This is a genomic window from Shinella sp. G-2 (genome assembly GCF_050172695.1).
GTDB lineage: Bacteria > Pseudomonadota > Alphaproteobacteria > Rhizobiales > Rhizobiaceae > Shinella.
Genome location: NZ_JBBEYH010000003.1, coordinates 343,230 through 362,012, shown reverse-complemented (window position 1 = coordinate 362,012; position 18,783 = coordinate 343,230). Strand labels below are relative to the sequence as shown.

The window sequence follows — 18,783 nt, the reverse complement described above, 5'->3', positions numbered from 1 at the left end:
TCAGAGGCGCGAGAGCGCCGTCAGTCGCTCCAGCATGACGGCGCGCGTTTGCGCATCCATCGTCGGCGTGCCGAGCAGGTCCGCAAGCCACAGACCGTCCACCGCATAGCGGGCGATCATGGCGTCGAAGGCGGAATCCGTGCCGACATTTTCCGAAAGATGGCGCTCCACCCATTGTCGCCAGCGTTCGCGCAGATGCGGTTCGGAGATGAGCGCGATGGTCAGCACCTTCCACTTCTCGCCGTCCGCCAGTCCTTCGGGTTGGAAGAACACGGAGATGTAGGCGCGCGTGAAGCGCCCCTTCGGCTCGGGATCCTCGCGCATCCTTTCCGCCAGTGCCCGGTCGAGCTTTTCCGTCAGGTCGGCAAAGAGGCCGTCAAGCAACGAAAGCTTGTTGGGGAAATGGTGCAGCAGCCCCCCCTTGCTGACGCCGGCCGCCTGCGAGACCGCGTCGAGCGTCACGCTTGCCGGCCCCTTTTCCAGCGACAGTTTCGCCGCGACGTCCAGCAGCTGCTGACGGACGGCTTCGGGGTGCTTTTTGCGATGATGTGCCTTGCTCATACGACAAACATACCGTCTGGACGGTTTCTTGTCAACTGGCGCCAAATGCGCGCGTTTCGCCGCAGCGAGGAGCCCGCCATTGCGCGGGGAATGCACCGGCGGTAAGACGGACCCATGGCGGACACGACGGAAGATCAGGAACGGCAGGGCGAAACGATCACGCTTTACGAGGCAGTCGGGGGCGAGGCCGGCGTCCGGGCGCTGACGCGCCGTTTCTACCACCTGATGGACACCTTGCCGGAAGCCGCGCGCTGCCGCGCGATACACCCGCCGGACCTGTCGGGCAGCGAGGAAAAGCTCTACGAGTACCTGACCGGCTGGCTCGGCGGCCCGCCGCTCTATACGGAAAAGCGCGGCCACCCCATGCTGCGGCGCCGCCATTTCGTGGCACCCATCGGCCCGGCGGAACGCGACGAATGGCTGCTGTGTTTCGTGCGGGCGCTGGAGGAAACGGTGCCGGGCGAAGGCCTGCGCAAGGTCATTCTCGAGCCGGTCACGCGTCTCGCCCATCACATGCAGAACCAGGAATAATCCGATGATCTTTTCGTTCCGCTCGGCAACCCTTCTGGTGGCCGGCCTGATGGGCCTTGCCGGCGTCGCCGCCGCGGCCGCGGCCTCCCATGGCAGCGATCCCCGACTGATGGCCGGCGCCTCCGCCATGTGCCTTGCCCATGCGCCGGCGCTGATCGCGCTTCACGCCGGCTGGTCCTCGGTGCGCACCGCGCCGCTCGCCGCCGCTCTTCTGATCCTCGGCACCGCGCTCTTTGCCGGCGATCTCGTCGTCCGGCATTCCACGGGGCACGGGCTCTTCCCGATGTCGGCGCCGACGGGCGGCCTGCTCATGATGGCCGGTTGGCTGGCGGTCGCGCTGGGCGCGTTCCTGCCGCGCCGGGACGCATGAAAACAGCGCTTCGGGCCAGACCCGAAGCGCCGAGGATTTGACCACTGTTTCGAGAGGCGCGCCTACGCGCCGACGACGGCCGTAAAGCCTTCGAATTTCGGCGGGCCGAGATAGATGCCCCTGTTGTCGCCGGCGTTCTTGTGGGCCTGACGGAAGTTTTCCGATTTGGTCCAGGCAACGAAGTCGTCCTTGCTCGCCCAGATCGTGTGGGAGGCGAAGAGCGTGAAGCCTTCTTCCGCGTTCGTATCGCCGCGCAGCAGGTGGAAGGACTGGAAGCCGGGCATGTCGGAAAGGCTCGATTCCCGCCCCTTCCAGATGTTTTCAAACGCCTCTTCATGGCCGATGGCAATGCGGAAGCGGTTCATGGCGACGAACATGGTAACCCTCTGGATCAGAATGAATCCCGCCGGACGCGGCGGGGCATGGGGAAGGCTACGATATTGTCGTTGCGCGCTTCAAGCGCGGACGCGCCCTCGAATGCCGCGACGCGCGCCGGCGGGCGGGCGTTCAGCAGCGGAAATTCGGTAACATTCGCGCTTTGCAGCATATCCGCGCGGCGCGTCAAAAGGGCATAGAGTTCCGGCACGAGGCCGTCGCCGTTCTGCGCGGCCAGCTTGTGCAGGCCGATCATCATGAAGGCTTCGGGTCTTTCATCATTCACTGGACATTGTCTCCCTGGCTCATGCTCTGCAGGGCGCGTTCGAAGGAGGATTTGCTGCCGTTGCGCAGCGGCACGAAGGCCTTCTCCCACTTCTTGCAGCCCGTCTTCACGCGGATGCAGGCATCGTGGCTGATACAGTCGATGGGGCAGAAGACGCAGTCGACCGAGGGCAGCACATTGTCGATGCGCGACACCGCCTCGCGCAGGCCGCCGTCGTGATGGATGAGGTTGGCGCCGTAGGAACTGGCGATCTGCCGCAGATGCGCCACCTGGCAATCGCGGCCGCCGACATAGAGGAAGCTGCGCCCCTCGAGTGCGGCCTTGCTCTCGGCCTTCTCGACGTCGCTCTCCTGCCGCTGGCGCGCCAGTTGCTGTTGCCTGTGCTTCTCGCGCATCGCCTTCCTCTCCGCTTCGCCGGTGCGGCGCTTGACTTTGGTGACATCGACGCCGCGCGGCGGCTGGGCTGCGCGCTGGTCCACCGGCGGCGTTGCAGTCGGTGCGCCTTCCTGCGTCGCCGCCATCTGCTTCCTCAGCGCGGCAAGCTGGCGCTCCAGATCCGCAATGCGCCGGTCACGCTCCGCAATCGCCGCCTTCAAGACCGCCTCGATGCGGCCAGCCGTCATTCCATTCATGCAGCATCCCCTTTGGAACTCCGCGAAGGGCGGAGCCTCAGTTCGGGGGCAACCTACAAAACTTGATTTTCAGAGTAAAGTATAAACATGACTATTAAAGTCATATTTTCCGACAAAAAATCCCGCCGGCTTGAGGACGGCGGGAAAAGCGATCTCAGTTGAAGACGATCGGCACGTTGAAAGCCCAGGACGACCGGCCCGCGGCGTCCGGAATCTTGGCGAAGGGAGCGGCGCGCTGCACCGAATCGACCGCCGCCTGATCGAGCGCCGAACTGCCGGAACTGCGCGCGATGCGAATGCCGCTCGCCTGCCCGCCGGACCCCACGACGAAGCTTACGACCACGCTGCCGCGCTCGCCGCCCGGCGCGCGCCGCTTGGCGCGATTGATCTTGTTGCGCACCTTGCCCGGATAATTGCTGACGGCGGCATTGCCGGCCGCGGAGGAATTGCCCTTCTTCTGGCCGCCGACGGAGGCGGTCTTCACATCCGCCGAACCGTCGACCTCGCCCTTGGTGGCATTCTCCTTGGCCTTGCCCTTTTCGCCGGCCTTCTTGACGATCTTCTGCTTCGGCTTCTTGCGCTCGACCTTCTTGACCGGCTCTTCCTTCTTCACCTCGGGAACCGGCTTGATCTCCTGCTCCGGCTCGACCTCGGGCTTGATTTCCGGGACCGGGATCGCAGCGATCTCCACCTCGGCGGAGGGAACGATGAGTTCCTGAACGGGTTCGGAGGCAACGGGATCGACGGGGGCGATCTCCATCGGCTGGATCTCGGTCGGCTGGATTTCCGCCAATTCCTGCGGCACGGGCTCGGAAATGTCGGGCTGGATCGTCTCGGGCGTGATCGCGTCTTCGGGATTGCCCGATTCCACCGCCTCGAACGCGCCATTGCCGAGCATCGCCACTTCCGCGACGACGCCACCGGCGATCATCGCCTCTTCTGCCTGCGGCGCCGGCGTCATGGTGAGGATTGCGGCCGCGCCGGCATGAGCGAGCAGGGAAAAGGCACCCGCACCGATCCAGAGCCACTTGCTACCAGCCATGATATCACCCGTCATTCCGTTCCAGACGCCGCCGCTTCATGCGCAGCGCCACTCAACTCAACCTTCCAGACCAGCGGCCGCCTTGCTGCGCGTGACGATGCCGTCCATGCAGCGGCCCTTCTCGAGCCCCTCGCCTTCGCAGACCGGCGCATCGTTGATCAGCAGGTTCTTCACGCCCTCGCACTTGATGCCTGGCACGTCGAACTGGCGCACCTTGGATTTGCCCGCCGGCAGGTCGCGGAAATCGAGCAGCGCCAGGCGCTCGACAGTGCCCTTGACGTTGAAGATCACGAATTCGAACGAGACCTTGGCGACATTCCGGTCAAAGCCGTTCTGCGCGACGAAGGTGAAGAGGCAACCCTTCTGCGAGCTCGCCAGCGCGTTCAGCTCCACATCCAGCCCCTTGGCCACAGCGGCCTCCTCAGCCGCCGCGCCCGAAAGGGCCACAGCGGAAAACATCGCGGAGACGAGAAGGGTGCGTAGGGTCATGGGCCTGCCTGTTTCTTCTGGCGCCGGGGCATCGGCTGCAATCCGTTATCCGGCCGCCGTGCAAAGAATTAACATGACTTTGCCGCTCCGGTATTGCGTGCATAGATAAATATGAGTAATGAAGTCAAGATAGAAAACATCAAAATCCCCCTCAACCTCCTGTTTCGCCAAGAAAATTTATTGGCGGAGAAGGATCGGCAGGGGCAAACCCGCATCTCGATGAAGGCCGCGCCATGACCAACACGACCCGCCCGACCCCCGCCGAAATCCGCGCCTTCCGCGCCGAGAACCCGAAGATGCGCGAACGCGACGTCGCCGCCCAGCTCGGCATTTCGGAAGCCGCGCTCGTGGCCGCCGAGGTGGGTCTGACGGCCGTGCGTATCGATGGCGACGCCAACCGTTTCCTGGAGCGTTCGGAAGCGCTCGGCGAGGTCATGGCGCTGACCCGCAACGAAAGCGTCGTGCACGAGAAGATCGGCGTCTTCGAGAAGATCAACACCGGCAAGCACGCCTCCATCGTGCTCGGCGAGAACATCGACCTGCGCATCTTCCCCGGCACCTGGGCGCATGGCTTCGCCGTGACGAAGACCGACGGCGACCAGGTTCGCCGCAGCCTGCAGTTCTTCGACAAGGCCGGCAATGCCGTGCACAAGGTGCACCTGCGTCCCGCCTCCAGCCTCGAAGCCTATGACGCCATCGTCGCCGACTTCCGCCTGGAGGACCAGTCGCAGGAATTCGTCGAAGTCATCGCGGAAAAGACCGTCGAGACCGGTCCGGTCGACGTCGCCGCGCTGCGCGAAAACTGGAGCGCCATGACGGACACCCACCAGTTCTTCGGCATGCTGCGCAAGCTGAAGATCGCCCGCCAGGATGCCGTGCGCAGCGTCGGCGAGGACTTCGCCCATGAGGTGCGCGCCGATTCCGTCACCCAGTTGCTGAACGCTTCCGCCGAACGCGGCACCGACATCATGTGCTTCGTCGGCAACCACGGCACGATCCAGATCCATACCGGTCCGGTGAAGAACATCCAGCCGATGGGTCCCTGGATCAACGTGCTCGATCCGACCTTCCACATGCACCTGCGCACCGACCACATCGCCGAGTGCTGGGTGGTGCGCAAGCCGACATCGGACGGCCACGTCACCTCGCTCGAGGCCTATGACGCGAACGGCGAGATGGTCATCCAGTTCTTCGGCAAGCGCAAGGAAGGCATGGACGAGCGTGCCGACTGGCGCGAAATCCTCGGCAACCTGCCACGACCGGACAGCGCCGCCGCCTGAGCCCGAAAACCGCGCCAGAAAAACTGCGAAGGACCACCGCCATGAGCAAGAGCTTCGATTTCCGCCGCGCCCGCCCGTGGGAAGTGGCCCTCACCGTCCTTGCGCTTTCGGCTCCGATGCTGCTGCCGCTGACGGCCGCCGGCGACGGCGGCTTCATCCGCAAGGCCGTCGCGCAGGAGATGCAGCAGGCCGACACCTCGAAGCTCGTGGCGATCGGCGGCGCGGTCACGGAAATCATCTATGCGCTGGGCGAAGAGGGCCGCCTCGTCGCCCGCGACTCCACCAGCATGTATCCGGAAGCGGCCATGACGCTGCCGGATGTCGGCTACATGCGCGCGCTCTCGCCGGAAGGCGTGATCGCCGTCAATCCGACCGCCATCCTCGCCGTCGAGGGCAGCGGTCCGGCCGATGCGCTGGCCGTGCTCAAGAGCGCCGGCATTCCCTTCGCAACCGTGCCGGAAGGCTATGACCGCGATGCGATCCTGAAGAAGATCGACGTCGTCGGCCAGTTCCTCGGCGTGCCGGAAAAGGCCAAGGCGCTGGAGGAAAAGGTCGGCGCGGAACTCGACGCGGCTATCGCCGATGCCGCCAAGCGGCCCGAAAGCGAACGCAAGCGTGTGCTCTTCGTCCTCAGCTTCCAGGGCGGCCGCGTCATGGCGGCGGGCAAGGGTACAGCGGCCGATGGCATCATCGGCCTTGCCGGCGGCATCAACGCCACGGACAACACCTTCGACGGCTACAAGCCGATCACCGACGAGGCGATCATCAACGCCAAGCCAGACGTCATCCTGGTCATGACGCGCGGCGGCAGCCATGGCAGCAGCGACGACGAGATCCTCGCCCATCCCGCCATCTCCGTGACCCCGGCGGCGGCGAGCAAGTCCGTGGTGCGCATGGACGGCCTGCACCTGCTCGGCTTCGGCCCGCGCACCGCTTCGGCCATCACCGATCTCAACAAGAAATTCTACGGCAAATCCGGCAATGTCTCTCAATGATGCGATGCGCGGCCCGCTCGCGCGCGGCTCCCTTCTGATGCGTTCCGGTCAGGCCAAGGCCGCCGGCGACCGGACGGCCATCGCCCGCATGACCCTTGCCGCGCTCGTCATCCTCTCGATCGTCGCGCTCGCCTTGTCGATCGCCACCGGCGCTTCGGATGCTTCCGCGACCAATGTCATCGGTGCGCTGCTGACCGGCGCGGAGGACACCGCGCTCAGCGTGCGCGATCGCATCATCGTCTTCGACATCCGCATGCCGCGCGCCCTGCTCGGCTTCCTCATCGGCGCGGCGCTCGCCATGTCCGGCGCCGTCATGCAGGGCCTCTTCCGCAATCCGCTCGCCGATCCCGGCCTCGTCGGCATTTCCTCCGGTTCGGCACTCGGCGCGGTGCTGATGATCGTGCTCGGCAGCAGCCTGCCGGCCGGCGTGATGCTCTCGCTCGGCGCCTATGCATTGCCGCTCGCGGCCTTCGGCGGCGGCCTGCTGACCACGCTGCTGCTCTACCGCATCGCGACGCGCGGCGGCCAGACCTCCGTCGCCACCATGCTGCTGGCCGGTATCGCCATCTCGGCGCTCGCCGGCGCCGTCACCGGCATCCTCATCTACATGGCCGACGACAAGCAGCTGCGCGACATCACCTTCTGGGGTCTCGGCTCGCTTTCGGGCATGACGTGGCTGAAGCTCTTCGCCGCCGGTCCGATCATTCTGCTGGCGCTCGTCGTCGTGCCGTTCCTGTCCCGCGGCCTCAACGCCATCACGCTCGGCGAGGCCGCCGCCTTCCACATGGGTGTGAAGGTGCAGCATCTGAAATATGTCGCCATCGTCGCCGTGGCCGGCGCGGTCGGCGCGTCGGTCGCGGTCAGCGGCGGCATCGGCTTCGTCGGCATCGTCGTGCCGCATCTCCTGCGCATCGTCATCGGCCCGGACCATCGCTACCTGTTGCCGGCCTCGGCCCTGCTCGGCGGCGTATTGCTGCTTGGCGCCGACATGCTGGCCCGCACCATCGTCGCCCCCGCCGAACTGCCCATCGGCATCATCACGGCGCTTGCCGGCGCGCCCTTCTTCCTCTGGGTCCTGCTGCGCGACCGCACCCGGAACGGCTGGTAGAACGCATGATCACCGCAAAGAACCTCTCGGTCAGCCTTTCCGGCAAGACCATCGTGCACGGCGTATCGCTGACCGCAAAGCCCGGCGAGATCACCGCCATCGTCGGCCCCAACGGTTCGGGCAAGACGACGATGCTGAAGGCCATCGCCGGCGAACTCGCCAGCAAGGGCGACATCAGCCTCAACGGCCATGACGTGCGCGCGCTGCAGCCCTGGCAGCTCGCCATCAAGCGCGCCGTGCTGCCGCAGGCCGCCACCATCGCCTTCCCCTTCACGGTGCGCGAGATCGTTCGCCTCGGCCTCACCGTCGGCCCGAACCGCCATGCCGATCGCATCGATGCCGTCACCGCCGAAGCGCTTGGCGCCGTCGACCTCGCGGGTTTTGCCGGCCGGTTCTACCAGGAACTCTCCGGCGGCGAGCAACAGCGCGTGCAGCTTGCCCGCGTGCTCTCGCAGATCTGGGAGCCGGTGCTCGACGGCGAGCCCTGCTTCCTGATGTTGGACGAGCCGGTTTCCGCGCTCGACATCCGCCACCAGCTCACCATCATGCAGCTCGCCCGGCGCTATTGCGAGGGCGGCGGCGGGGTGATCGCGGTCATGCACGATCTCAACCTCACCGCGATGTTCGCCGACCATATGGTGATGATGAAGAACGGTCGCATCGAACGCTCCGGCCCACCCGCCGAGGTGATGACCGACGATGCCATGGAAGCCGTCTTCGGCTGCCGCATGCGCATCAACGGCGTGCCCGCAGCCGGCGTGCCTTTCGTGCTGCCACATACCGCTTCGGCCTGATTTTCCAGCGCCTTACGGAACTTTTCTCCACGCTCCACGTTTACCGCCCCGAAAGACCGTTCCGCCAAGGGGGTGGAGCGCTGTTCGGCTCGCGCATCGCCGCGAGTGACCGTAACAAGGAGAAACGGCATGGCCAACGGACTGTTTTCATCCCGCAGCAAGACCCTTCGCAGCAGCATCCAGGACGACGCGCAGGCGGTCGAGGACCAGATCGCGGAACTGCGCGCGGAAATCGCGGCGCTCGCCGGCCTTCTCGCCAATGACGCCGCCGATGGCGCAGGCCGCATTCGCCGCAAGGCACGCGCGGTGAAGGCAGACGTCAGCGATGCCGCCCATGGCCTCAAGGACCGGGCGGAAGGCGACATCAAGAGCATGATCGCCGCCGGCGAGGACATTCTCGCCGAATTCCAGGCCCGCTATCAGGATTCCGGCCGCAAGGCGCGGCAGGCCGTCAAGGAGAACCCGCTGGCGACGCTCGGCGTTGCAGCCGCCGCCGGCTTCCTGCTTGCCACCCTGCTGCGGCGCTGACGCCACGCGATCAGGGACGCCGTCAGGCGTCCCCTTCTCTCTTACGAATTCGGAGCACGACCGGCATGCTGTCACTGGGGGCCATTCTCATCCAGAACCTCGTCACCCGCGTCACCGACCGGGTGGACGAAACGATGGACATCGCCAAGCGCAATGCCATTGCCGGCCTCTTTATCGGCACCCTGCTCGTGACAGCCTATGTGCTCGCTCTCGTGGGCACCGCGGTGGCGCTCTCCGACCGCTACGGCACCGTACCCGCCCTCTTCGGCCTTGCCGGCGGCTTCCTTTTGCTTGCGCTCATCGTGCTGGCCATCGTTGCCGCACGCAACAAGCGTGAGCGCGAATTGCGCCGCATCCGCCGCCAGCAGCTTGCAGCCCGGCGGGACCTGATGGCGGCGGCGGCCACCGTTGCGGTGAAGAAACCCTTCGCCGCCACGGCCGTGGCGCTCGCCCTCGGCTTCCTGCTGGCGCCGAAATCCCGCCGCGACGACGATTGATTTTTCAGTTTTTTAAAGCGGCATCCGCACGACGGCGGTCACGCCCTTCGGCAGATACTCGACATGCACGCTGCTGCCGAGGATCTTGTCGAGGCTGCGTTCGATCAGCACCGAACCGAAGCCGCGACGACCGTTCGGATCGACCGGCGGTCCACCCACTTCGTGCCAGGTCATGTTGAGCACGCGCTGCTCATCTTCGTTCACCACGCGCGCGGTGATCACCACCTTGCCGGAACGCACCGACAGTGCGCCGTATTTGCGGGCATTGGTCGCAAGCTCGTGCAAAACGAGGCCGAGCCCGACAGCCTGGTCCGGCCCCAGTTCCACCTCGTCCTTGTGGATTTCGACCTGGCTTTCGTAATCGAAGGCATAGGGCATGATCTGCTTCTGCAGCAGCATCTTCAGGTGAATGACGCCCCATTCGTGATCGCTCAGCAGACCATGCGCCTCGGAGAGCGATTGCAGCCGTCCGGCGAAGGCATCCATGAACTCGACGGGATCGCTCGTCTGCCGCAATGTCTGGCGCGCCAGCGATTGCAGCATGGCGAGCGTGTTCTTGACCCGGTGGTTAAGCTCGCGCAGCAGGAGGCGCGTGCGCTCGGAGGCAAGCTGCCCCTCGGTGACGTCGACATTGATGCCGAGGAAGATCGTCGGCCGCCCGTCCGCGTCCCATTCGTGCACGCGCCCGCGGCCGAGCAGCCAGCGTCCGGATTTTGCCGCGCGGAACAGGCCGTCATATTCCTTGCCGGTGGCAAGCGCATTGCGCAGGCGCCCGATGGTCATCTTGCGGTCAGCGGAATGCACGGAGGTGAAGAATTTCCGCGCGCGCATCGGTTTGGCGGGCTTGATGCCGAGCATGCGATAGAAGGTCTCGTTGCCCGAGACCATGCCCGTCTGGATATCCCACAGCCAGCTTGCCACATTGGCCGCGTCCAGCGCCAGTGCATGGCGCTTCTCGTCGCGCGACAGCACTTCGGCCGCAAGGGTCCGCCGCCGTGCCTCATCCTTCAGCTTGATCAGCGAGGCAGCGAGCGCCGCCAGCCGTTTCAGGCGCGGCAAGAGGTCGGGGGCGATTTCCGTCCGGGGCTTTATATCGAAGATGCAGACCGTCCCGACCGCCCGACCGTCGATGGTCACAGGCGCACCGGCATAAAAACGCAGATGCGGCTCACCGACCACGCTCGGCAGAGACGAAAATCGCGGATCTTCCAGCGCATTGCGGACAGCGAGCGGCTCGCCGGACGACAACGTGATCAGGCGCGCGCAGAAGGAGTCTTCGGAGGGAGCGCGGATCTCGGGCGTGCCCTGGCGGGCGAGGAACCACTGGTCCGTACGGCCGAGCACGGTGACAAGCGCGATCGGCGCCTCGAAGAGCGCGGCGGCAAGCGCGGTGATATCGTCGAAATCGGCATCGGGACCGAGAAAGACCGGCATGGCCGCGTCGAGCGCCGCCAGACGGTCGGGCGCGCCCAGAACCGCGGCAACTTCAAACGGCAGAGGCTGGATATTGTCCTTCATAGGTCTCCGGTACGCGATTCCATCCCCGTTTTCATCCGTCATACGCGGCAGGGTGCAGATTCGCGCCTATCCCCTCACTTCATGCGCCGCCCGTCGGGAAGACGGGCGGCTTGTCGTTTTCATTCACGATGCGAATGCGCGCGAGGTGATCGGCGCGGAAATCGCGTCCGGCCCGTAATCGCTTTCGCCGCTTACCTGCAGCAGCTCCTGCAGGCGCTGGCGGGCGCGGTTCACGCGGCTCTTGATCGTGCCGAGCGCGCAGCCGCAGATTTCCGCCGCTTCCTCATAGGAGAAGCCCGAGGCACCGACGAGGATGATCGCCTCGCGCTGTTCGTCCGGCAGCTTTTCCAAGGCCTTCTTGAAATCCTGCATATCCAGCGAACCGTATTGCGAGGGGTGCTGCGCCAGGTTCTCGGTGAAGATGCCCTCGGAATCCTGCACTTCGCGGCCGCGCTTGCGCAGCTTGCTGTAAAGCTCGTTGCGCAGGATCGTGAAGAGCCAGGCCTTCATGTTGGTGCCCATCTCGAACTGTTCCTGCTTGGCCCAGGCTTTCATGATGGTGTCCTGTACCAGATCGTCCGCCTGGTCGTGGCGGCCGATGAGGGAAATGGCGAAGGCGCGCAGGCTCGGCAGTACTGCCAGCAACTCGCGCTTGAAAGTCGTCTGTCCCTGGTCCATCACGTCCTCACTCGGCCCGTTGCACGCTGCTTTCGACAGCATCCAATTTTTCGAGAAGATCCAGGAACCTCTGGGGAAGCGCCTCATCCTGTACGGAATGATAGAACGTGCGCAGCTTCATTGCGATCTGCGCATTCGGATCATTCACCTTTGGGGGAGATTGCCTCCCGGGGTTCTGCTTGTTCACGCTCGTCTCTCTTGCCACTCTCAAGTTCATACACGCCCTTCTGACGAATTCGGCGTGGAAATGCCCGGTGTCAAAAAAAGTTCCCCTGTTCGGAACCTAAATTTGGTTCCCGCGTTCAAACCGTCAACTGCGATTGCAGCAATTTGTGAACAGGGGACAAAATATGCCGATTTCCGACCGTATCGGGCCGCACCTTCCGGCCCTTCGCCGCTATGCCCGCGCCCTCACGGGCACGCAGTCTTCGGGCGACGCCTATGTGGCAGCCACGCTCGAAACCATCCTCATCGATCCCTCCGTGCTGCCGGAAGGAGAAGACGACAAGGCAAGGCTCTTCGGCCTTCTGAGCCGCATCATCTCGTCCCTGCCGGTCTCGGTGAGCCGCGGTGCCGGTACGATCAAGCCGGGCGCCGAAGCGCCCTACGATCTCTCGGGCGTTCCCCCGCTCGGCCGGCAGGCGTTGCTGCTAGCCACCGTCGAGGGCTTTTCCGTCGACAAGACCGCAGAGATTCTCGAAGCGCAGGCGAGCGCGGTGCGCGCCCTGCTCGATGCGGCCTTTGCGGAAATCGCCGCCCAGGCGGAAACCGGCATCATGATCATCGAGGACGAGCCGCTGATCGCACTCGACCTTGCCCATATGGTCAGCGGCATGGGCCACCGCGTCACCGGCATCGCTCGCACCCAGGCCGAGGCCGAAACGCTCTGGAGCGACAGCCGGCCCGGCCTCGTGCTCGCCGATGTCCGGCTCGCCGACGGCTCCTCCGGTATCGACGCCGTCAACACGATCCTCTCCCGCACCAACATTCCCGTCATCTTCATCACGGCCTATCCCGAACGGCTGCTGACGGGCGAGCGGCCGGAGCCGGCCTTCCTCGTCTCCAAGCCGTTCAACCCGGAGCAGGTGAAGGTCCTGATCAACCAGGCCCTCCTCTTCACGCCGCAGACCCGCGCAGCGGCTTGATCCCGCTCCCGGATGCCGCAGCGGCGGCGCGGCGGCGGCGGTGGTGCGGCACGCCCACCGCCGCCTTTTCTTTGTCTTTGCCATAGGCACAAAAGAAAACAGCCAGCGCCGGAGGGGCACTGGCTGCTTGAGTATCCACGGACCGGAGGGGGACACGGTATCGTGGTCGATCACCAGTCGAGGGCCTCGCATTTGGGGGATATGCGTAGACCGGTGACGACAAGAAAACACGCGACCGGAGATTTGGTTCCACCCGGTTGCAAATTTTTTCAGGAATTTTTCAAGGCATCGCTTCCAGCTCCGCGCGGTGGCGGTAAAGCGTAAGGAAACGGCGATAGTCCCGGTCATAGCCCGCCTTGCGGCCGGCATCGGGCAGCAGCGTGCGGCCACCCGGATGCATCGCCCTTCCCGCGGACGGCAGGTCGCCATGAAGTCCGCCGGCAACGGCCGCCGCCATCGCGCTTCCCAAGAGCACGGCGTCGCCCGCCTCGGGCACGACGAGCCGGCAGCCGGTGACGTCGCGGTAGAGTTCCATCAGCAGCGGATTGCGCAAATGGCCGCCGGCGACATGCAGCGTATCGGGCAGATAGCCGCCCTCGCCCATCGTTTCCAGGATATGGCGAATGCCGAGCGCGATGGCGACGGCGGTCCGCCAATAGAGGCAGCAGAGCCCGTCGAAGGAGGCGTCGAGCGCAAGGCCGCTGATCACGCCGAGCGCCTGCGGATCGGCAAGCGGCGACCGGTTGCCATGGAAATCCGGCAGCACATGCAGCCGCGTGCCGAAAGCCTCGCCCTCCTCTGCCCGCAACACGGCGATGCGCGCGAGAATGCGGGCATGATTTGCCGCCGTCGGCTCGCCCCCGGCGCTGTGCGCGCGCACCACATGATCGAGCAGCGCACCCGTCGCCGACTGGCCGCCCTCCACCAGCCACCAGCCCGGCAGCACCGCCTCGTAATACGGCCCCCACAGGCCGAGGCCGAATTTCGCCGAACGCGAAAAAGCGACGATGCAGCTCGACGTGCCGCCGATCAGCGCCAGTTGACGCTCCAGTTTTTCCGGCTCACCCGCAAAGGAGCCGAGCACGCCGAGCGCACCGGCATAGGCGTCGATGAGGCCTGCCGCGACCACGCAATCCGTATCGAGCCCGAGCGCCTCCGCCGCGTCCTTCGTCAACCGGCCGACGGCTGCGCCGACGGGCGCGGTCTCGTCGGGCAGGCCGCCACGCTCCCGCACGTCCTCCAGCCCGACCGCCTTCAGGAAGTCCGCGCGCCACGGCGCCGTCTCATGGGCGAGATAGTTCCACTTGGCCGTCATCGTGCAGCGCGAGCGGGCATTCGACCCCGTCGCCCGCCAGGTGATGAAATCGGCAAGGTCGAAGAAATAGCCGGCCTTCGCCCATTGCCCCGGCCGCTGGCGCTTCAGCCACATCAGCTTCGGCATTTCCATTTCCGGCGACATGACGCGGCCGGAATGGGCAAGGACCGGGTGGCCGGTCGCGGTACAGAGATCGGCCTCTTCCAGCGCGCGATGGTCCAGCCAGACGATGGTGTCCCACCGTTCGCCCTCGCCGCCGGACACCGCAAGCGGATTTCCCGCCGTGTCGCGAACGACGAGCGAACAAGTGGCATCGACACCGAAAGCGGCAACGCGCGCCGCCGGGGCGTCGGCCGCCTTGCAGGCCGCCTTCACGGCGGTGCAGACCGCCTGCCAGATATCTTCGGAATCGTGCTCGGCAAGATCGGCGCTCGGCCGCCGCATGGCGATGGGATGTTCCGCACGGCCGAGCATCGTGCCGCTCCGGTCGAACACACCGGCACGCGCGCTCCCCGTGCCGATGTCCACCGCAACGATCAGATCGCGCATCAATGTTCTTTCCCGCCGCCCTTTTCGTTGCGGACAAACTGTAACAATTCCCGCATGTCGTCAAACAGGGCATCGGGGCCGAGGGCCATCAAGGCCTCGCGGTGCTGCGGCGTGCGCGCATGCGAGCCACCCGTGAAGGCGACGACGCGCATGCCGGCCGATTTCGCCGCCATGATGCCCGCCGGACTGTCCTCCACGACGACGCATCTGCCGGGCGTAATCCCCATGCTGGCGCTCGCGTGCAGGAAAAGGTCGGGCGCCGGCTTGCCATGCGTCACCATGCTGGCGCTGAAGATGTTGGGCTCGAAACGGTCGATGAGGCCGGTGACGGAAAGCGAGAGGCGAATGCGTTCCGGCTGGCTGGAGGAGGCGACGCAATGGGCGATGCCGAGCCGGTCCACGGTCTCGGCAACGCCGTCGATCGGCTGAAGTTCGGAGCGGAAACGCGCATAGAGCGCCTTGCGCATGGTCTCCAGGAACGCCGCATCGACCGCAAGGCCATAGTCGTCATGCAGGATTTCCGACATGCTTTTCAGGCTGCGGCCAAGGAAGCGCTCGTGCGCTTCGGCCTCGCTCATCGCCACGCCCGCCGCTGCCAGCGCCTCTACCAGCACGGAAATCGAGATCGGCTCGCTGTCGACGAGCACGCCGTCGCAATCGAAAATGACGAGATCTGTCGCGTTGGCGGCCATGGCTTTTCCGTTCCGTTTCAGGCCCCCGTTGGTACTGTCTGCCCCATCAGATGAAAAGCCCCTCCGGCCTCAGCTCGACAGAGCATTGTCCAGATAGCGCCTCAAGGTCGCCCGCGTGCCATTCTGCTGCAACGATTGCAGGGCATCGGTGAAGCGTCGGATGAAGAGGCCGGCATTCGCGACAGCGCCGAAAATGTCCCCCAGACCAAGGAAGGCCTGCGGATCGTTCTTTGCCGCGGTCGCTGCCGCATGGATGCGGTCGATGTTCGGGTCGTTGAAGGCGATCGCCTTGCCGCTGTCCGTCACGCCGGCAAGATAATGGCACCAAAGGGCCGAGACCAGCGCAAGACCGGTCACATCCTCGCCGCGGGACAACCGGTCGGCGGTGGAAGGCAGGATGAACTTCGGCTGCCGGTTGGAGCCGTCCTGGGCAAGGCGCGGGATCGTGTCGGCGATCTTCGGGTTGGAGAAGCGCCGCTCGATCAGGGCGTAATAGTCGTTGAGGTCGGTATCCGGCACGGGCGGGATGACCGGAATGATCTCCTCGCGCTCCAGCTTGCCGAGGAAGGCGCGGATATCCGGATCCTCCATCGCCTCGTGTACGAAATGGATATCGAGCAAGGCGGCCGGATAGGCGATGGCGGCATGGCCACCGTTGAGAATGCGGATCTTCATGTGCTCGTAGGGCGCCACGTCGGGCACGAACTGCACGCCGACCTTTTCCAGCGCCGGGCGTCCCTCAGGGAAATTGTCTTCCAGCACCCATTGCTTGAACTCTTCGCAGAAGACCGGCCAGGCGTCGTCGATAGAGTAGTCGTCGGCGACGATGCCGATCTCGCGCGCACCGGTCGCCGGGGTGATCCGGTCGACCATGCCGTTCGGAAAGGCGACGTTGGCGTCGATCCAGTCGGCAAGACCGGGGTCGGAGAGGCGCGCGAGACCGGATACGGCCGCATGCGTCACCTTGCCGTTGTGGGGAATGTTATCGCAGGACATGACCGTATAGGGCGCGATGCCCTTGTCCTTGCGGACTTTCAGGCCGGCAAGGATGAGACCGAAAACGGTCTTCGGGTCCGCCGGGTTGGCGGCATCGGCGGCGATGGCCGGATGGGCGGGGTCGAAGATGCCCGAGGCAGGATTGATGAAGTAACCCCCCTCGGTGATGGTCAGCGAGACGATGCGGATCGCCGGATCGGCAAGGCGCGCGACGGTCGCCGCCGCGTTGCCGGGCGCGAGGTAGTCGATCATCGCGCCGGTGACGCGCGCGCCGGAGCGGTTATTGTCCTGCTCGACCACCGTCGTCAGGAAATCCTGCCCGGCAAGTTTCTCGCGCATGGCGGCGTCGGATGGGAGTACGCCGGCGCCGACGATCGCCCAGTCATGATCGAGGCCGAGATTGAAGAGGTCGTCGAGATAGACCGCCTGGTGCGCCCGGTGAAAATTGCCGACGCCGAAGTGGACGATGCCCGCCGCAAGGCTGCCGCGCGCATAGGATGGCACGCCTGCGGTCTTTTCGACCGCGTCGAGGGTGGCGAGCGACAGTTTCGTGGTCATGGTCCATTCCTTCCGGTTGGTCCGGTCTTGTCTCGTGCCGGGTCCGCCATCGCGGGCTCAGCTCATCCAGTTGCCGCCGTCGACGTTGTAGGTTTGCGCCACGACGTAGTTGCTCTCCTGCGAGGCAAGGAAGAGCGCCATGCCGGTGAGGTCGTCCGCCGTGCCCATTCGGCCGAAGGGCACCTCCGCCCCCACGAGACGCTTCTTCTCGCCGAGCGGCCGATTCTCGTATTTGGCAAACAGAGCGTCGACGCCGTCCCAGTGCTCGCCGTCCACCACGCCGGGGGCGATGGCATTGACGTTGATGCCGTGCTTGATGAGGTTCAGCCCCGCCGACTGGGTCAGGCTGATGACCGCCGCCTTGGTGGCGCAATAGACGGCGACGAGCGCCTCGCCGCGCCGGCCGGCCTGGCTTGCCATATTGATGATCTTGCCGCCGCGCCCCTGCGCGATCATCTGCCGCGCCGCCGCCTGCAGCGTGAACAGCGTTCCGGCGACGTTGATCGAAAACAGCCTGTCGTAGCTCTCGCGCGTGATCTCGACGATGGGCGCGAGATCGAAGAGCGCGGCGTTGTTGACGAGGATATCGAGACCCCCGGCCTCCTTCACGCAGGCCGCTATGGCCGCATCGATGGAGGCCTGCTGCGTCACGTCCATCTGCACGGCATAGGCCGCAGGGCCGATTTCCTTCGCGGTCGCCTGCGCCCGCTCCATGTTGATGTCGGCGATGGCGACGCGGGCGCCTTCGCGGATATAGGCCTCCGCGAAAGCGCGGCCGATGCCGCGCGCCGATCCCGTGATCAGCGCGCTCTTGCCCTCCAGCCTCTTCATCGAATTGCCAGCCCCTTGTCGTCGAAGCGGTGGATGCGGCCCTCCTCGGGGGTGAGGTAGACGGTATCGCCATGGGTGACGGGGAAGTCGCCGCCCGCCCGCACCGTCACCATGCCGATGCCCTCGACATTGACATGCAGGAACGTGTCGGAGCCGAGATGCTCGGCGACACCGACGAGCCCCTTCCAGCTGCCGCTTTCCTTGGAGAGGCGGATGTGTTCGGGCCGGATGCCTACGGTGGGCGCATTCCACGGCCTGGCGGCCTCGCCCTTGACGAAGTTCATGCGCGGCGAGCCGATGAAGCCGGCGACGAACAGGTTGTCCGGCTTGTTGTAGAGATCGAGCGGCGAGCCGACCTGCTCGATATTGCCGGCATTCAGCACCACGATCTTGTCGGCCATGGTCATGGCCTCCACCTGGTCATGCGTGACGTAGATCATCGTCGTCTTGAGCTGATGATGCAGTTCGCTGATTTCCAGCCGCATCGTGCCGCGCAGCGCCGCGTCGAGGTTCGACAGCGGTTCGTCGAATAAAAAGGCCGACGGTTCGCGCACGATCGCACGGCCGATGGCCACGCGCTGGCGCTGACCGCCGGAAAGCTGTCCCGGTCGCCGGTCGAGGTAATTGGTGAGGTTCAGGACGCGCGCGGCCTCCGTCACCTTCTTGTCGATCGCCGCCTGATCCATCTTCGCCATCTTCAAGGGGAAGGCGATGTTCTTGGCGACGCTCATATGCGGATAGAGCGCGTAGGACTGGAACACCATGGCAAGGCCGCGCTTTGCGGGTGCTGCTCCCGTCACGTCCTTGCCATCGATCTCGATGGTGCCCGATGTCGTGTCCTCGAGGCCGGCGATAAGGCGCAGGAGCGTGGACTTGCCGCAGCCCGAGGGGCCGACGAAGACGACGAATTCACCGTCGTTGATGGTCAGGTCGATGCCCGGGATGACCTGCGTCGCGCCGAAGGACTTGTTGACCTTTTTGAGAATGATCTTGCCCATTGTTGCCTCCTGGGG

Annotated in this window: 22 protein-coding genes and 1 pseudogene; 9 read left to right on the top strand and 14 right to left on the bottom strand. The window is 65.3% G+C overall.

Features of this window, described 5'->3' with window-relative positions; all coding sequences use genetic code 11:
- Positions 1 to 561: a TetR/AcrR family transcriptional regulator gene (locus tag V8U06_RS08270; RefSeq protein WP_427140246.1), complete on the bottom strand. Its 561-nt coding sequence runs from the start codon at positions 559 to 561 to the stop codon at positions 1 to 3.
- 114 nt (positions 562 to 675) lie between these two features.
- On the opposite strand from V8U06_RS08270, the gene V8U06_RS08265 reads away from it, so the two are divergent.
- Both V8U06_RS08265 and V8U06_RS08260 read left to right on the top strand, forming a co-directional pair.
- Positions 676 to 1,092, top strand: a complete 417-nt coding sequence (locus tag V8U06_RS08265) for a group II truncated hemoglobin (RefSeq protein WP_226918081.1) — start codon at positions 676 to 678, stop codon at positions 1,090 to 1,092.
- A 4-nt stretch (positions 1,093 to 1,096) separates the two neighbouring features.
- Positions 1,097 to 1,462: a DUF423 domain-containing protein gene (locus tag V8U06_RS08260; RefSeq protein ID WP_226918080.1), complete on the top strand. Its 366-nt coding sequence runs from the start codon at positions 1,097 to 1,099 to the stop codon at positions 1,460 to 1,462.
- 62 nt (positions 1,463 to 1,524) lie between these two features.
- On the opposite strand, the gene V8U06_RS08255 is transcribed toward V8U06_RS08260, so the two are convergent.
- The 5 genes and pseudogenes from V8U06_RS08255 to V8U06_RS08235 form a co-directional block, all read right to left on the bottom strand.
- Positions 1,525 to 1,839 (bottom strand): antibiotic biosynthesis monooxygenase family protein, encoded by a 315-nt coding sequence (locus V8U06_RS08255; RefSeq protein ID WP_427140245.1) that lies wholly within the window; start codon positions 1,837 to 1,839, stop codon positions 1,525 to 1,527.
- 14 nt (positions 1,840 to 1,853) lie between these two features.
- Positions 1,854 to 2,123: a hypothetical protein gene (locus tag V8U06_RS08250; protein ID WP_427140244.1), complete on the bottom strand. Its 270-nt coding sequence runs from the start codon at positions 2,121 to 2,123 to the stop codon at positions 1,854 to 1,856.
- A pseudogene (locus V8U06_RS08245) lies at positions 2,120 to 2,437 on the bottom strand (DUF2325 domain-containing protein); the annotation flags it as partial. The pseudogene V8U06_RS08245 and the gene V8U06_RS08250, both read right to left, overlap by 4 nt.
- A gap of 472 nt (positions 2,438 to 2,909) precedes the next feature.
- Positions 2,910 to 3,797, bottom strand: a complete 888-nt coding sequence (locus tag V8U06_RS08240) for a TonB family protein (protein WP_427140243.1) — start codon at positions 3,795 to 3,797, stop codon at positions 2,910 to 2,912.
- Positions 3,798 to 3,854: 57 nt separating this feature from the next.
- A complete protein-coding gene (locus tag V8U06_RS08235) occupies positions 3,855 to 4,286 on the bottom strand; it encodes a hypothetical protein (protein ID WP_427140242.1) in 432 nt (143 codons plus the stop codon).
- A 233-nt stretch (positions 4,287 to 4,519) separates the two neighbouring features.
- Between V8U06_RS08235 and V8U06_RS08230 the strand changes: the two genes are divergently transcribed.
- From V8U06_RS08230 to V8U06_RS08205, 6 genes are all read left to right on the top strand, one after another.
- Positions 4,520 to 5,566: a hemin-degrading factor gene (locus tag V8U06_RS08230; protein WP_427140241.1), complete on the top strand. Its 1,047-nt coding sequence runs from the start codon at positions 4,520 to 4,522 to the stop codon at positions 5,564 to 5,566.
- A gap of 41 nt (positions 5,567 to 5,607) precedes the next feature.
- Positions 5,608 to 6,561, top strand: coding sequence for a heme/hemin ABC transporter substrate-binding protein (locus V8U06_RS08225; protein ID WP_427140240.1), 954 nt, complete (start codon positions 5,608 to 5,610; stop codon positions 6,559 to 6,561).
- Positions 6,548 to 7,669, top strand: coding sequence for a FecCD family ABC transporter permease (locus V8U06_RS08220; protein ID WP_427140239.1), 1,122 nt, complete (start codon positions 6,548 to 6,550; stop codon positions 7,667 to 7,669). Before V8U06_RS08225 ends, V8U06_RS08220 begins: the two co-directional genes overlap by 14 nt.
- A gap of 5 nt (positions 7,670 to 7,674) precedes the next feature.
- Complete coding sequence (locus V8U06_RS08215) at positions 7,675 to 8,463, top strand: heme ABC transporter ATP-binding protein (protein WP_427140238.1); 789 nt, start codon at positions 7,675 to 7,677, stop codon at positions 8,461 to 8,463.
- A gap of 129 nt (positions 8,464 to 8,592) precedes the next feature.
- Positions 8,593 to 8,991, top strand: a complete 399-nt coding sequence (locus tag V8U06_RS08210) for a DUF883 family protein (RefSeq protein ID WP_427140237.1) — start codon at positions 8,593 to 8,595, stop codon at positions 8,989 to 8,991.
- A gap of 65 nt (positions 8,992 to 9,056) precedes the next feature.
- Positions 9,057 to 9,488 (top strand): hypothetical protein, encoded by a 432-nt coding sequence (locus V8U06_RS08205; protein ID WP_427140236.1) that lies wholly within the window; start codon positions 9,057 to 9,059, stop codon positions 9,486 to 9,488.
- 12 nt (positions 9,489 to 9,500) lie between these two features.
- On the opposite strand, the gene V8U06_RS08200 is transcribed toward V8U06_RS08205, so the two are convergent.
- From V8U06_RS08200 to V8U06_RS08190, 3 genes are all read right to left on the bottom strand, one after another.
- Entirely contained in the window at positions 9,501 to 11,006 is a 1,506-nt protein-coding gene (locus V8U06_RS08200; protein ID WP_427140235.1) for a sensor histidine kinase, read from the bottom strand.
- A 123-nt stretch (positions 11,007 to 11,129) separates the two neighbouring features.
- Positions 11,130 to 11,684, bottom strand: coding sequence for an RNA polymerase sigma factor (locus V8U06_RS08195; RefSeq protein WP_427140234.1), 555 nt, complete (start codon positions 11,682 to 11,684; stop codon positions 11,130 to 11,132).
- 7 nt (positions 11,685 to 11,691) lie between these two features.
- Entirely contained in the window at positions 11,692 to 11,871 is a 180-nt protein-coding gene (locus V8U06_RS08190; protein WP_305854589.1) for a NepR family anti-sigma factor, read from the bottom strand.
- 163 nt (positions 11,872 to 12,034) lie between these two features.
- Here V8U06_RS08190 and V8U06_RS08185 point away from each other — a divergent pair, with 163 nt between their 5' ends.
- Positions 12,035 to 12,829 (top strand): response regulator, encoded by a 795-nt coding sequence (locus V8U06_RS08185; RefSeq protein WP_427140233.1) that lies wholly within the window; start codon positions 12,035 to 12,037, stop codon positions 12,827 to 12,829.
- 280 nt (positions 12,830 to 13,109) lie between these two features.
- On the opposite strand, the gene V8U06_RS08180 is transcribed toward V8U06_RS08185, so the two are convergent.
- The 5 genes from V8U06_RS08180 to V8U06_RS08160 form a co-directional block, all read right to left on the bottom strand.
- Positions 13,110 to 14,693, bottom strand: a complete 1,584-nt coding sequence (locus tag V8U06_RS08180) for an FGGY-family carbohydrate kinase (protein ID WP_427140232.1) — start codon at positions 14,691 to 14,693, stop codon at positions 13,110 to 13,112.
- Positions 14,693 to 15,385 (bottom strand): HAD family hydrolase, encoded by a 693-nt coding sequence (locus V8U06_RS08175; protein WP_427140231.1) that lies wholly within the window; start codon positions 15,383 to 15,385, stop codon positions 14,693 to 14,695. Before V8U06_RS08175 ends, V8U06_RS08180 begins: the two co-directional genes overlap by 1 nt.
- 69 nt (positions 15,386 to 15,454) lie before the next feature.
- The gene (locus V8U06_RS08170) at positions 15,455 to 16,939 is read right to left on the bottom strand and encodes a mannitol dehydrogenase family protein (RefSeq protein WP_427140230.1); all 1,485 of its coding nucleotides are present in this window, start codon (positions 16,937 to 16,939) and stop codon (positions 15,455 to 15,457) included.
- 57 nt (positions 16,940 to 16,996) lie between these two features.
- Complete coding sequence (locus V8U06_RS08165; RefSeq protein WP_226918062.1) at positions 16,997 to 17,770, bottom strand: L-iditol 2-dehydrogenase; 774 nt, start codon at positions 17,768 to 17,770, stop codon at positions 16,997 to 16,999.
- The gene (locus V8U06_RS08160) at positions 17,767 to 18,768 is read right to left on the bottom strand and encodes an ABC transporter ATP-binding protein (protein ID WP_427140229.1); all 1,002 of its coding nucleotides are present in this window, start codon (positions 18,766 to 18,768) and stop codon (positions 17,767 to 17,769) included. Before V8U06_RS08160 ends, V8U06_RS08165 begins: the two co-directional genes overlap by 4 nt.
- Positions 18,769 to 18,783: the final 15 nt, after the last annotated feature.

What these genes read in the sequence shown, in the direction of transcription:
- V8U06_RS08270 (WP_427140246.1), bottom strand. Translation starts at nt 561, where the DNA reads ATGAGCAAGGCACATCATCGCAAAAAGCACCCCGAAGCCGTCCGTCAG.
- V8U06_RS08265 (WP_226918081.1), top strand. Translation starts at nt 676, where the DNA reads ATGGCGGACACGACGGAAGATCAGGAACGGCAGGGCGAAACGATCACG.
- V8U06_RS08260 (WP_226918080.1), top strand. Translation starts at nt 1,097, where the DNA reads ATGATCTTTTCGTTCCGCTCGGCAACCCTTCTGGTGGCCGGCCTGATG.
- V8U06_RS08255 (WP_427140245.1), bottom strand. Translation starts at nt 1,839, where the DNA reads ATGTTCGTCGCCATGAACCGCTTCCGCATTGCCATCGGCCATGAAGAG.
- V8U06_RS08240 (WP_427140243.1), bottom strand. Translation starts at nt 3,797, where the DNA reads ATGGCTGGTAGCAAGTGGCTCTGGATCGGTGCGGGTGCCTTTTCCCTG.
- V8U06_RS08235 (WP_427140242.1), bottom strand. Translation starts at nt 4,286, where the DNA reads ATGACCCTACGCACCCTTCTCGTCTCCGCGATGTTTTCCGCTGTGGCC.
- V8U06_RS08230 (WP_427140241.1), top strand. Translation starts at nt 4,520, where the DNA reads ATGACCAACACGACCCGCCCGACCCCCGCCGAAATCCGCGCCTTCCGC.
- V8U06_RS08225 (WP_427140240.1), top strand. Translation starts at nt 5,608, where the DNA reads ATGAGCAAGAGCTTCGATTTCCGCCGCGCCCGCCCGTGGGAAGTGGCC.
- V8U06_RS08220 (WP_427140239.1), top strand. Translation starts at nt 6,548, where the DNA reads ATGTCTCTCAATGATGCGATGCGCGGCCCGCTCGCGCGCGGCTCCCTT.
- V8U06_RS08215 (WP_427140238.1), top strand. Translation starts at nt 7,675, where the DNA reads ATGATCACCGCAAAGAACCTCTCGGTCAGCCTTTCCGGCAAGACCATC.
- V8U06_RS08210 (WP_427140237.1), top strand. Translation starts at nt 8,593, where the DNA reads ATGGCCAACGGACTGTTTTCATCCCGCAGCAAGACCCTTCGCAGCAGC.
- V8U06_RS08205 (WP_427140236.1), top strand. Translation starts at nt 9,057, where the DNA reads ATGCTGTCACTGGGGGCCATTCTCATCCAGAACCTCGTCACCCGCGTC.
- V8U06_RS08200 (WP_427140235.1), bottom strand. Translation starts at nt 11,006, where the DNA reads ATGAAGGACAATATCCAGCCTCTGCCGTTTGAAGTTGCCGCGGTTCTG.
- V8U06_RS08195 (WP_427140234.1), bottom strand. Translation starts at nt 11,684, where the DNA reads ATGGACCAGGGACAGACGACTTTCAAGCGCGAGTTGCTGGCAGTACTG.
- V8U06_RS08185 (WP_427140233.1), top strand. Translation starts at nt 12,035, where the DNA reads ATGCCGATTTCCGACCGTATCGGGCCGCACCTTCCGGCCCTTCGCCGC.
- V8U06_RS08180 (WP_427140232.1), bottom strand. Translation starts at nt 14,693, where the DNA reads ATGCGCGATCTGATCGTTGCGGTGGACATCGGCACGGGGAGCGCGCGT.
- V8U06_RS08175 (WP_427140231.1), bottom strand. Translation starts at nt 15,385, where the DNA reads ATGGCCGCCAACGCGACAGATCTCGTCATTTTCGATTGCGACGGCGTG.
- V8U06_RS08170 (WP_427140230.1), bottom strand. Translation starts at nt 16,939, where the DNA reads ATGACCACGAAACTGTCGCTCGCCACCCTCGACGCGGTCGAAAAGACC.
- V8U06_RS08165 (WP_226918062.1), bottom strand. Translation starts at nt 17,770, where the DNA reads ATGAAGAGGCTGGAGGGCAAGAGCGCGCTGATCACGGGATCGGCGCGC.
- V8U06_RS08160 (WP_427140229.1), bottom strand. Translation starts at nt 18,768, where the DNA reads ATGGGCAAGATCATTCTCAAAAAGGTCAACAAGTCCTTCGGCGCGACG.